Origin of the sequence: Gilliamella sp. N-G2, from assembly GCF_002142215.1 — a bacterium.
Classification (GTDB): domain Bacteria; phylum Pseudomonadota; class Gammaproteobacteria; order Enterobacterales; family Orbaceae; genus Gilliamella.
Genome location: NZ_NAST01000007.1, coordinates 44,811 through 57,618 on the forward strand (window position 1 = coordinate 44,811; position 12,808 = coordinate 57,618).

General features: G+C 36.1%; 13 protein-coding genes. 8 read left to right on the top strand and 5 right to left on the bottom strand.

Annotation, left to right across the window (positions count from 1 at the left end; genetic code table 11):
- Positions 1-72 precede the first annotated feature (72 nt).
- Positions 73-906 carry a TonB family protein gene (locus tag B6C99_RS04900; protein ID WP_086358811.1) on the bottom strand — a complete coding sequence of 278 codons (834 nt, stop codon included), beginning with the start codon at positions 904-906 and terminating at the stop codon, positions 73-75.
- A 155-nt stretch (positions 907-1,061) separates the two neighbouring features.
- On the opposite strand from B6C99_RS04900, the gene ispB reads away from it, so the two are divergent.
- A complete protein-coding gene (gene ispB / locus B6C99_RS04905; RefSeq protein WP_086358812.1) occupies positions 1,062-2,045 on the top strand; it encodes an octaprenyl diphosphate synthase in 984 nt (327 codons plus the stop codon).
- A gap of 155 nt (positions 2,046-2,200) precedes the next feature.
- Entirely contained in the window at positions 2,201-3,073 is an 873-nt protein-coding gene (locus B6C99_RS04910; protein ID WP_086358813.1) for an EamA family transporter, read from the top strand.
- A 69-nt stretch (positions 3,074-3,142) separates the two neighbouring features.
- On the opposite strand, the gene ffh is transcribed toward B6C99_RS04910, so the two are convergent.
- Positions 3,143-4,510, bottom strand: coding sequence for a signal recognition particle protein (ffh, locus tag B6C99_RS04915; RefSeq protein ID WP_086358814.1), 1,368 nt, complete (start codon positions 4,508-4,510; stop codon positions 3,143-3,145).
- A gap of 146 nt (positions 4,511-4,656) precedes the next feature.
- Here ffh and B6C99_RS04920 point away from each other — a divergent pair, with 146 nt between their 5' ends.
- The 6 genes from B6C99_RS04920 to galU all read left to right on the top strand — a co-directional run bounded on the left by B6C99_RS04920 (position 4,657) and on the right by galU (position 8,685).
- A complete protein-coding gene (locus tag B6C99_RS04920) occupies positions 4,657-5,040 on the top strand; it encodes a RidA family protein (RefSeq protein ID WP_086358815.1) in 384 nt (127 codons plus the stop codon).
- 280 nt (positions 5,041-5,320) lie between these two features.
- Positions 5,321-6,517: an amino acid aminotransferase gene (locus B6C99_RS04925; protein WP_086358816.1), complete on the top strand. Its 1,197-nt coding sequence runs from the start codon at positions 5,321-5,323 to the stop codon at positions 6,515-6,517.
- Positions 6,518-6,541: 24 nt separating this feature from the next.
- Positions 6,542-6,691, top strand: coding sequence for an entericidin A/B family lipoprotein (locus B6C99_RS04930; RefSeq protein ID WP_086358817.1), 150 nt, complete (start codon positions 6,542-6,544; stop codon positions 6,689-6,691).
- 128 nt (positions 6,692-6,819) lie between these two features.
- The gene (locus B6C99_RS04935) at positions 6,820-7,242 is read left to right on the top strand and encodes a hypothetical protein (RefSeq protein ID WP_143413910.1); all 423 of its coding nucleotides are present in this window, start codon (positions 6,820-6,822) and stop codon (positions 7,240-7,242) included.
- 9 nt (positions 7,243-7,251) lie between these two features.
- Positions 7,252-7,722, top strand: coding sequence for a DUF2569 domain-containing protein (locus B6C99_RS04940; RefSeq protein WP_086358819.1), 471 nt, complete (start codon positions 7,252-7,254; stop codon positions 7,720-7,722).
- 48 nt (positions 7,723-7,770) lie between these two features.
- Positions 7,771-8,685: a UTP--glucose-1-phosphate uridylyltransferase GalU gene (galU, locus tag B6C99_RS04945; RefSeq protein ID WP_086358820.1), complete on the top strand. Its 915-nt coding sequence runs from the start codon at positions 7,771-7,773 to the stop codon at positions 8,683-8,685.
- Between the two features lie 92 nt (positions 8,686-8,777).
- On the opposite strand, the gene B6C99_RS04950 is transcribed toward galU, so the two are convergent.
- From B6C99_RS04950 to hemH, 3 genes are all read right to left on the bottom strand, one after another.
- Complete coding sequence (locus tag B6C99_RS04950) at positions 8,778-10,199, bottom strand: cation:dicarboxylate symporter family transporter (protein ID WP_086358821.1); 1,422 nt, start codon at positions 10,197-10,199, stop codon at positions 8,778-8,780.
- 135 nt (positions 10,200-10,334) lie between these two features.
- Complete coding sequence (locus B6C99_RS04955; RefSeq protein ID WP_086358822.1) at positions 10,335-11,666, bottom strand: CoA-disulfide reductase; 1,332 nt, start codon at positions 11,664-11,666, stop codon at positions 10,335-10,337.
- 155 nt (positions 11,667-11,821) lie between these two features.
- Positions 11,822-12,799: a ferrochelatase gene (gene hemH / locus B6C99_RS04960; protein ID WP_086358823.1), complete on the bottom strand. Its 978-nt coding sequence runs from the start codon at positions 12,797-12,799 to the stop codon at positions 11,822-11,824.
- Positions 12,800-12,808: the final 9 nt, after the last annotated feature.

Sequence of the window (12,808 nt, forward strand, 5' to 3'; positions counted from 1 at the left end):
GGCGCTAATCAAAATGTTGAGATTAGCGGTTTATATTTTAAAAAAAACAATTATTTATTAATAACCTCATGATTAACCTAAACTAATCGAACTATCACGATTAAAAATAATTTTCATTTTGATATCTTTACCGGCAATTGGTTTGTATTTCCATGTTTTCATTGCTGTGATCACTGCGCGATTAAAAATATTATTGGGTTGAGCTTCAATAATTCTAATATTTTCAACTCGTCCTTCACTATTTACATCAAACATGACAATAACATGACCTTCTAAGCGCATGTCTAGTGCTCTTCTTGGATATTCTGGGCGATTTCGGCTAATTGGTGTTGGATTGCCTGAATATTGCTGATTGTCAGAAATTTTAGGCGCCACAGATGTTTTTGCCGTATTATCACTAATTGCTTCTTGTCTAACTTGTTGACGAGAGGCTTTTTGTGTTGGTGGTTTTTTCTTTTTGGGTTTCGGTTCGGGTTTTACTATTGTTGGTTTATCAGGTTCAACAGTAGGTTTTTCGGGTTCTTTTTCTGGTATAGGCTCAGGTGTTTCTTCTTTAACAATTTCAGGCTCTACAATAGGTTCAATTGGTTGTTCTTCAATAGGCTTATTGTCTATGATTTCACTGTTTTCAGCACCTTGAGTTTCAGGTGTATTTTCAACTAATGATTGTTCAGGAGCGGCTAACTGAGTAAGGTCAACCATTACAGCTTTAATTGAATCATCACCTTCATCAACCATGATATTATTTGCGAACAACGCTGAGCTAAATAATAATCCTAATAAAAGTAGATGTGATATCACAGCGACAGATGCAAATACATATATATAATCATCCTTTTGCTTACTAGAAGTAGGTGATTGTGGCTCTTTTTCGGTGTTGATATCTATATCAAAATTGATCTTCATAGCAGTAATAATTTTTCCTTTAGGGCGAATATTCTAAATGAAAATGCTTATCATTTGTAGCATTTTTTTAAATATGATTTATCAATAACTTGTTGCATAAAAATATTTATCAGATAATAGTAAGTAAATATTTCTCATTTGTAGCGGTTAGACTGATGAATAATCCATCGATAAAACAGATACTCGATCTAGTACAAGAAGATTTAGTGAAGGTTAATCAGGCAATACAAGCAGAGCTTAGCTCTGATGTTGTATTAATCAATCAATTAGGCAATTATATCATCAGCAGTGGTGGCAAGCGTATTCGTCCTATTATTGCATTACTCATCGCCAAAGCGCTCAATTATAAGGGTGATAAACACATTATTACCGCAGCTTTTATTGAATTTATCCACACGGCGACTTTATTGCATGATGATGTTGTTGATGAATCTGATTTACGGCGTGGAAAATCAACCGCTAATGCATTATTTGGTAATGCGGCTAGTGTCTTAGTTGGTGATTATATTTATACCCGATCTTTCCAAATGATGGTACGTACCGAATCGTTCAAAGTATTAAAAATAATGTCAGAAGCGACAAATGTCATTGCCGAAGGTGAAGTTCAACAACTTATAAATTGTAATGATCCTGATATTACTAAAGAGCAGTATTTACAAGTTATTTATCGTAAAACAGCAAGACTGTTTGAAGCAACTTCACATTCAGCCGCGGTATTAGCCGGCGCAACTCCTGAGCAGGAATTTGCCCTGCAAGAGTATGGAAAATATTTGGGAACAGCCTTTCAAATTATTGATGACCTATTGGACTATAGCGCTGATAGTAATCAAAAATTAGGTAAAAATTTAGGCGATGACCTTAATGAAGGTAAACCAACTTTACCTTTATTACATGCTATGCATCATGCTAATTCAGAAGATGCGACTTTAATCCGCCAAGCCATTGAGCAAGGAAATGGTCGTCATTTATTAGATCATATTTTAGCGGTGATGCAGTCTTGTGGATCACTTGAATTTACTTTTAAAACCGCTCAACAAGAAGCCAATAAAGCATTTAATATTATTTCAATCCTACCTGATTCCACTTATAAAAAAGCGCTTCAAGATCTGGCATTACTATCAGTAAAAAGGGAAAACTAAACGTGATGTGATATTTTTAAAAACGTTATTGACGCAATTTATTTAGTAACAACGTGTTTTAGTTATATATCGTAATAATCTTAAATTGATTTTACGTTGTTATGCAAACAGATTGCGCCCCTTTAAATGCAGTTACTTCAATCAAGGTAGTTATTATGTTCAAAAGATCTTGGCCTGTGTTATTAATTTTTGTTTCGATGATATCGGTACAAGCAAGTGCTTCATTCGCTAAATACTTGTTCCCAGTACTCGGGCCAGAGGCGATGACTGCTTGGCGGTTATTTTTCTCGGCAATTTTATTGGTAATAATCTTTAAACCTTGGCGTAAAACCATCACTAAACCGGCCATTAAATATATTATTTTATATGGTGTAGCGATGGGGTGTATGAATTTGGCTTTTTATAATGCTATATCACGAATCCCGATAGGCATCGCCGTAGCCATTGAGTTAACCGGCCCCATTATGGTGGCGATGTTTTCCGGACGACGGTTAACCGATTTTATTTGGTTAGCTATTGCGATAGTTGGATTAGTGATGTTGCTACCTATTCATCAAGCTTCCAATGATTTAGATACTATTGGTATTTTACTGGCTTTATGTGCAGGTAGCTGTTGGGCGGGTTATATTATTTTTGGGCGTAAAGCGGGGGAAATTTATGGTGCATCAAGTGTTGCGGTAGGTTCAATTGTCGCCTCGCTATTACTGTTTCCAATTGGTGTATGGCAAAGTGGAAGCACCATGTTTTCAATCGAACTGCTGCCACTGGTTTTTGTGGTTTCACTGTTAGCATCAGCTATTCCATATGGTCTTGATATGATCGCACTACCACGCTTACCGGCGCAAACTTTTAGTACCTTAATGAGTTTGTCACCAGTATTTGCGGCGTTTTCTGGATTAATTGTGTTGCACGAACAGTTAACACATTATCAATGGTTGGCTATTATGTTCATTATCATTTCATCGATTGGAACGGTACTAACCATGCATCGGCCAAGTAAGATTAAAGCAATAAATCGAGAGAATTAAGTTTATTGAAATACTATCGCGCCGGGCTGCGCGATAGTAATGAATTGAAAGAAAGAGAAAAGAAAAATATTATCTCGGTGGGAAACCCATGCCGCCGCCCATTAACCCTTTCATTTGGCGCATCATCTTCATCATGCCACCACCTTTCATTTTTTTCATCATCTTTTGCATATCTTCAAACTGTTTAAGCAGCTTGTTGACATCTTGCACTTGGGTACCTGAACCATTAGCAATTCGACGTTTGCGAGAGCCTTTTATGATTTCTGGGTTTGCCCGCTCTTTTAATGTCATAGAACCAATAATTGCTTCCATCTTGATGGTGATTTTATCATCCATTTGTGCTTTGATATGTTCAGGAAGTTGACCGACGCCCGGTAGTTTGGCTAGCATTGCCCCCATTCCGCCCATACTACGCATTTGTCGCAGTTGATCTTGAAAGTCGTTAAAATCAAACTTATCGCCTTTTTTAAGTTTTTTGGCAATTTTTTCCGCTTTTTCACGATCAACATTACTCTGTAATTCTTCAATTAAAGAGAGAACATCACCCATGCCTAAAATGCGTGACGCGATACGGTCAGGATAAAAAGGTTCAAGAGCATCCGTCTTTTCACCCATCCCTAAGAATTTGATTGGTTTACCGGTAATATGACGAATTGATAATGCTGCACCACCACGCGCATCACCATCCACTTTAGTTAAAATAACCCCAGTTAGAGGTAAGGCATCATTAAATGCTTTGGCGGTATTAGCAGCATCTTGCCCGGTCATGGCATCGACCACAAACAAGGTTTCAATTGGGTTGATTGCATCATGTAATGCTTTGATTTCATACATCATTTCGTTATCAACATGCAATCGACCCGCAGTATCGACAATAAGCACATCAAAGAACTGTAGTTTGGCATGCGAAATGGCTTTGTTAACAATATCAACCGGTTTTTGTTTTATATCTGATGGGAAGAACTCAACATTAATCGCTTTCGACAGTGTTTCTAATTGTTTTATAGCTGCGGGACGATAAACGTCGGCAGAGACAACTAAGACTTTCTTTTTCTGTTTTTCTTTTAAGAATTTTGCCAGCTTAGCTACGCTAGTTGTTTTACCGGCACCTTGCAAGCCGGCCATTAGTATAACCGCTGGAGGCTGGGTAGCTAAATTAAGTGTACTGTTAACTTCGCCCATTGCGCTGGTAAGTTCGGCTTGAACTATTTTAATAAATTCTTGGCCGGGTGTTAGACTTTTATTAACATCTAAACCGACAGCTTTTTGTTTAACTTGGTTAATAAATTCTCGTACCACAGGTAAGGCAACATCGGCCTCAAGTAATGCCATACGCACATCGCGCAACGCATCTTTAATATTATCTTCAGACAGACGTCCACGACCACTAATATTGCGAAATGTCTGTGATAAACGATCAGTTAAATTCTCAAACATACTAACTCTCAACAAATGAAAAAATTTTCACCTATCATATCAGAAAATTGACAGAAGTCCCATGATCATAAATTTACCGTGACTTGACACCAAATTGGCTTCCTGTTGAAATGGGAGCCATAACAAGATGAAAGGAGAAAGCATACATGGTAAAAGTTGTTAATACCGATAAAGCCCCTGCGGCTATTGGCCCTTATGTTCAAGGTATTGATTTAGGCAATATGTTATTTGCATCAGGTCAAATTCCTATTAACCCAGCAACAGGTGAGATGCCAAATTGTGTCAAAGAGCAAGCAAAACAAAGTTTAGCGAATGTTAAAGCGATTATTACTGAAGCCGGTTATCAAGTTAAAAATATTGTTAAAACAACGATTTTTTTAGCTGATATGAATGATTTTGCCGAAGTGAATAGTGTCTATGAGGCATTTTTTACTGAAAATCAAGCCACATTCCCTGCTCGCTCTTGTGTGCAAGTTGCACGCATTCCTAAAGATGCAAAAGTTGAAATAGAAGTGATTGCTGTCAAATAACCTCACTAAAATGGTTAGCACCGAAAGGTGCTAATTAACGGTGCCAATTAAAGTACCCAAAAGTTGAGGAGCGGGGTTTTTGAGGTATTTTTACTTAATTCTCCTAATTTTTGTCGTCTACTTTGGGATTTTTCTATCAGAATCAATTTTTTAAATTATCGCTTTTATCAGCCTAAAATTATTTATATTTAAACTATTATTTAATGATTGATTGCCAATTAAGTTGGTGCAATAATCTACAACTATACATTGCTATTTACTGGTTAATTAGGTTGGAAAAATGTTTGAAAAAGTAGAGTCGTATGCGGGTGATCCAATTTTATCATTAGTCGCTGAATTTAATAATGATAAGCGTGCAGATAAGATCAATTTGAGTATTGGTTATTATTATGATGAAAACAGTGTGGTTCCGCAATTATCCTGCATAAAAACGGCTCGTGACTATATTTATCATCATCAACAAGGTGCACAACTTTATTTGCCAATGAGTGGCTTACCGAGTTATTGTCAAGCGATCCAATCGCTACTTTTTGGTGAAGATAATCCTGCTTTTCAAGCACAGCGAATCGCTACTGTTCAGACATTAGGCGGATCTGGGGCGCTGAAAGTTGGAGCTGACTTTTTATATCGCTATTTTCCCGATTCGCAAGTATGGGTTAGTGATCCAACTTGGGAAAATCATATCGCTATTTTCAATGGAGCAGGTTTTAAGGTAAATAAATATCCCTATTTTGATCCAGAGACTTGTGGCGTAAAATTTGATGCTATGCTTGCGACATTAAATAGTTTACCAGCTAAAAGTATAGTGTTGTTGCATCCTTGCTGTCATAACCCAACGGGTGCAGATTTAACCCATCAACAGTGGGATGAAGTGATTGAGGTTTTACAAAATCGTGAGCTTATCCCATTTATGGATATTGCTTACCAAGGTTTTGGGGAAACTATCGAAAGTGATAGTTATGCAATAAAAAAAGTGGCGAAGCAAGGCTTATGTGGTTTTATCAGTAATTCGTTTTCTAAAACATTCTCACTTTATGGTGAGCGAGTAGGTGGTTTATCGGTTTTATGTGATGATAACCAAGCGGCTAATAGAGTGTTTGGGCAATTACAAGCTACCGTTCGTCGAAATTATTCAAGTCCAGCCGCTTATGGTGCGCAGTTAGTGTCATACGTACTGAATAATGCTGAACTTAAAGCTTTATGGTTTAAAGAAGTTGAATCAATGCGTAACCGTATTGTTAGTATGCGCTCAACATTAGTCGATCTATTAAAAACAGCAGCACCTAAGCAAAATTTTGATTATTTACTCAAACAAAGAGGTATGTTTAGTTATACTGGTTTTTCTACAGAGCAAGTCGCACAGCTAAAAGATGATTTCGCTGTTTATTTGGTGGGCAGTGGAAGAATGTGTGTGGCGGGTTTAAATCACCATAATATACATTTTGTAGCAGACGCTTTTGCTACAATTAAATCATAATGTGATCAACTAGAGGAGATTTACATGTTACGTAAAATATCTATTTTATTAGTAAGTATCTTGATGACAACACTTGTTGTCGGTTGTAATACGGTTAAAGGTGTTGGTAAAGATGTTCAATCAGGCGGTAAAGCAATTACCAATACGGCTGAAGATGTTAGTGAAAAAATGTAAATAATACAGGTTGCTTGTAAGTATTTTTTTATAAGCAAATAATAAAAATGTATCGAATTTTTAGTTGTATTTTAATATTTTTACTTGTAGGGTGTAGTTCGTTAAATTTTCGAACTGCACCTTTAACAATGGAAAATTGCCAGTATCAAAATCGTTCTAGTATTGAATTTAAACTAAACCAGCTTGAACCCAATCTTACAGAATATCCCCATATTTATCTCTCACAAAGTCGAGTGAGTAATCATTTACCAATAAGTTATGTTGGTTTAAAAGGCAAATTAACCGGTCAAACTTTTGAGCGCGATTATCCAAAAGAGACATTTTGGCGAAGTCTTAATATATTTGAACGAGCATCAATGTATGATGATGGTTATGATGATTTGTATATTAGTGTTAAACAGAAAGAAGCTCGTGATCGTAAGGCAAAATTTGTGGTCAAAGAAGCGGTATTAGAAAACTGTCAGATTATCTATATTTCCATTGATTCTTTAGCTAAAGATAGGGATAATCCGTCACTAATTGAATCTAACGATTTATCTATTATGAAATAAGGAATTTATATGACTGACAACTTACCCCTTAAGGGATTAGGTGGCTGGCTTATTATTGTTGCAATAAGATTAATTTCTGGTTTCATTAGTAGTTTATTTTTGATTCTTAGTTCAGGCATTGTCTTTATAGGATGGTCTCAATTGACGAATCCAAACTCCGATTTTTATATTGAAAATCTTAAGTGGGTTTATCCATTTGAAATTGGTATTAATCTGATTATTATTCTTTTTAGTATCTATTTGCTCTATCTGTTTTTTACTAAAAATTATAAATTCCCATCTTTAATGATCTGTTTTGAATTTGTAATCGTTATATTTCAGATTTTAGACCTGTTTATTAATGATCAATTTACTATATTTAAACTTGAAATTCGTGATATTTTTATTACAACAAATAGCATAATTTGGAGCACTATTTGGGTTTTGTATATGCTAAATTCTGTGCGCGTGAAGAACACGTTTGTAAATGGACATCGTTGAGAAGAAAGTTATAATATTATTAGTTAATTTATTTTTTAAGGAATTAAAATGTCATTAAATTATGAAGCGTCTTTTGACGGAAAAGTTAAGAAAGCTGTAATTCCAGTAGCCGGTCTTGGCACGAGAATGTTGCCTGCAACCAAAGCGATTCCTAAAGAGATGTTACCCGTAGTGGATAAACCACTTATACAATATGTTGTTAAAGAGTGTATTGCAGCCGGAATAACTGAAATTATTTTTGTTACACATTCTTCTAAAAATTCGATTGAAAACCATTTTGATACTAGCTTCGAGCTTGAAGCTATGTTAGAAGCGCGAGTTAAACGTCAACTTTTGCAAGAAGTGCAAGGAATACTACCAAAACATGTTACTATTACAAGTGTTCGCCAAGGTTTAGCCAAAGGGCTTGGTCATGCGGTACTTTGTGCTTATCCTTTAGTTGGTGATGAACCTTTTGCTGTTGTGTTACCGGATGTGATTATAGATGAGTATGAAAGTGATCTTACTCAAGATAATTTAGCGGCGATGATTCATAATTATCATGAGACTAAACATAGCCAAATTATGGTTGAGCCGGTACCAAAAGAACTTGTTTCATCTTATGGTATTGTTGACTGTCGTGGTGAAGAGTTATCTGCAGGTAATGTAACACAAATGTATAGTGTAGTTGAAAAACCGTCAATTGAAGAAGCACCGTCTAATCAATCTGTGGTAGGCCGTTATGTATTGTCTGAAAAAATTTGGCCTTTATTAGCCAAAACACCATTAGGTGCTGGTGGTGAAATTCAATTAACTGACGCAATTGCGATGTTACTTGCAGAAGATCCTGTTGATGCGTATTGTATTAAAGGCCGAAGCCATGATTGTGGTAATAAATTAGGTTATGTCCAAACTTTTGTACAATACGCAATGCGTCATAAAAGTTTAGGTGATGATGTTAAAGCGTGGTTAAAAACGATTTAATTTTTTGCCTAATCAACTGATATAAAAAAGACGCCAATTGGCGTCTTTTTTGCTATTTGTTTAGAATACATCGAAAGTGTATTTTTTCATCATTAAACTTCTGACTGGTCATTATCTAAGGTCACGTTAGGATCGTTATAGATATCCATATTCATTAATCCAACTTCATGATCGGTTGCAATTGCTGCTGTCATAGCACCGGATACATTGGCTAAGGTTCTGGCCATATCAATGATTGGATCAACGGCTAGCACCATGCCGATTAAAGGGAAGTATTCAGCCATTCCCATGCCTGATAGTACAACGGTTGCGGCAACAGTTGCAGTACCCGGTATACCGGCGATGCCAATCGAACCTATAACGACTACAATCACTAGCATAATATAAAATTGAATATCAGTATTAATGCCTACCATATGGGCTACCATTACGGCAAGCAGTGCAGGGAAAAATCCAGCACAACCGTTCATTCCCATTGTACTACCCAATGATCCCACTAGATTAGCAGTACCGGTATTTACCCCCATTCTGACGGTTAATGTTGATATTGTCATAGGTAATGTACCAACTGATGAGCGGCTGGTGAAAGCTAGTAACCATGTGCCAAGTGCTTTTTTAATAAATATGATTGGTGAAACTCCATGCACCATCACAATCACGATATGTACTGCAAGCATTAATATGGTAGCAAGGTAAATTGCTAATACAAAGCTTAATACTTCGACTATTGCAGGGATACCATTGGAAATAATGGTGCGAGCAAGCAATGCAATTACTGCATAAGGCATATATTTGATGATCGTCATGGCAATTGACATGATAATTTTATAAAGTGCTTCAATAAAGGTTTTAAATAGGGCAATAGGTTGAGGATTCTTTTTTTCCATACGATTAGCTGCGAGTCCCATTAATGCCGAAAAGATGACTAAGCCAACAATATTCTCTTTTACCATGGAAGCAATGATGTTACTAGGGATAAGATTGACGAATGTATCAATGATATTGGTATATTGTTTTGCAACAGCGGTTTTGGCTGAGGTTGAACTTAGTTCACCTAATGATAATACATTAGCCAAGATAATCCCAATAATACAAGCAATGGCTGTAGTGAACAGTAGCCAAAAAATACCTCTGAATGCGATTTGTGGTAAATTTTCTTTACCAGAAAAATCAATAATCACTTTTACAATTGAGACGAAAATCAGAGGAATAACTAGCATGCGAATAAAGGCTATAAAGGCTCGGCCGAATAAACCATACCATGTTGCGGTTTCTTGCATCCAAATTGTTGAGCTATTTGGAAAACCAGCAGCAGCTTGAATACCTAAACCCAGTACGGCACCAAGTACTAAGCCAACCAGCATACGAATAGAAAAATTAACTTTTTTGGTTTGCAGTGGTCGCATTATTGCAAAAAAGCAAAACAGCAATAAGCCAATGCCTATTAAGGTTTGATAATGGGTGATAGATAAGAACTTTTCAAAAAAAGTCCCCTGAAAAATGGCATCTGACATGGTTTACCCCCAGCTTTTGGATAAAATTGAATTAATTTTGAATAATCTGTTTTTGGGTTGGATTAACCATTTAAATTAACCCAACTGCCCATTCTGAATCTTAATAACTAAGCAAATATTTATTATGCTTAAACTCTATTTAGCGATACCTCCGGCGATATTTAAAATATCCCACGGTCTTGAAAAAGGTGGCGCATATAAAAAGTCCATCATCGCTAATTCATCAATTTTCATATTTGCCCAAATAGCCGTAGCTAAACTATTGGTTCTTAATGCAGCGCCACTGCCACCAGCCAGTTGTCCACCTAATAAAACACGAGTTTCAGCGTGATAAATCAGTTTAGCAATAACGCTAGTTTGCCCTGCAACATAGTTACTATGATTTTTATCTTTAACGATTACTGTCTTGTACGGGATCCTGCTTTTGATTGCTTGTGATTCAGTTAGTCCTGTTCGGCCAGCTTCAATATCAAACACTCTTAATGCTGATGTGCCAAGGGTTCCTGGGAATTGATTATTACCGCCGGCTAAATTGTCACCAACCACCTTACCGAGTTTGTTGGCGCCAGTAGCTAATGGTATATAAGTCATTGATTGACTAACTCGATGATATAGTGCGACGCAGTCGCCCGCGGCATAAATATCAGCAATATTAGTTTTGCCATAACTATCAATGACAATAGCGCCATTGCTAAGTGTTTCAAGCTCTAAATCTTTATATACTTTGCTATTAGGTTTTACCCCTGTAGCTATAATGACAATATCCGCCGCATATTTAGCTTTATCGGTAATAACATGGGTAACTTTTTGTACACCTTCAAAACCTTGTACTCGTTCTTGTAGGTGTAAATCACAATGTTGTTTTAGGTTTTCTTCAATTATCTCGGTAAGTTCCGGATCGAAGGCGTCGACCAATACTCTATCATCTAATTGAATTAATTTTACATTTTTGTTTAATGCCACTAAAGATTCAGTTACTTCAAGCCCTATATAGCCAGCACCAATGACTATAACATTGGTATTTTGTGGATTCGTTAAGGCATTTTTTATTGCCAGACCATCATATATATCACGCAAAGTGAAAATATTTTCCAGTTGGTGATTTTCTAAAGGCGGAATTATTGGTGCTGCTCCAACCGCAATAAGTAATTTGTCATAATCATCATCAAAACAGTTATTGGTATTAAGATCTTTGACTGTAATTTTTTTTAATTTTGCATCAATAGCAATAACTTCATGTAACGTTTTGATTTCAATTCCATCTTTTGCAAATTGATTTGGTGTTCTGGATATCATTTCATTTTCATCTTGAAAATGATTACCAATAAAGTAAGGTAATCCACAAGCACCAAATGAAACAATATCTGATTTTTCATAAATGCGAATAGTTGCATTGGGATCCTTTCTTTTGGCTTTTGCTGCGGCACTGGCACCAGCAGCTTGAGCGCCAATGATGATTATTTTCATCGAGTGTTCTCCTTTGAGCGCAAATAATTTTTAACCATCATCGTAACATAGGTTAATCACACTAGTTAGATTAGTTGGTTATTTAGCTTTAATATTAATCAATTTAAAGTTGTATTGATAAGATTTGATTCCTGTTAAAAATAAATCTTAATCAGTTAAAATTTTTTGAGGAAAGGCGTTTTTTCAAGTATATCTTTGATTAATTCAACCTGTAGAGACGTATCGTTTAAGGCCGGGATGTAATAAAATTGTTCACCGCCAGCATTTAGGAATATTTCTCGATTTTGTTCATCAATTTCATAAAGGGTCTCAATACAATCCGCTGAAAAACCTGGACAGATAACCTGGACATATTTAGAGCCTGTTTTAGCCAATTTTTCTAATATATCGCTAGTGTTGGGTTCAACCCATTTCCCTTTACCAAACTTTGATTGATAAGCCATTTTTATTGTTAAGTCGATACCATTTTCTTGGCATTTGTTTGTCAATAATTTAGTGGTTAACTGGCATCTTTGCACATAGTCGTCTTGGCGTTTATCAATATAGCGTTCAGGAATACCATGATAAGAAAGGAGTAATACATCTGGCTGTCCTTGGATTGAAAACGCTTGCAGGACTTGTGAATAAAGAGCATCAATATAACTTGGGTGGTCGGCATAATCACGAATATAGCTAAAGTTAATTTTGATATTATTGTCAGCAATAAGTTGCTTTACTTTAGCTAATACCGCTTGAGTTGTGGTGGTCGAATATTGCGGAAATAACGGTAATAAAGTGACTTTTTCACATGATTTTAAATTATTTAGCGCCGACAGTAAGTTTGGTTCCCCATAGGTCATAGCTAATTCACATTGCATATCAGGTAGTGCTAATTGTAATTGATTAATTAAGCGTTTACTGTAACGAAGTAATGGTGATTCATTCTCAATCCATATCTTTTGATAATGGTTGATGATATAGGGAACACGTTTAGGCAGTATTAGGTATTTTAAAATTGGATACCAAATAAAAGCAGGTAGGTCGACAACATGGCGATCGAGTAAAAACTCAGTCAAGTAGTTGCGAATTGCCATTGGCGTTGCGGCACTTGGTGTGCCTAAATTAACTAGCAATAACCCCTGTTTTTTATTCACAAGCCATCC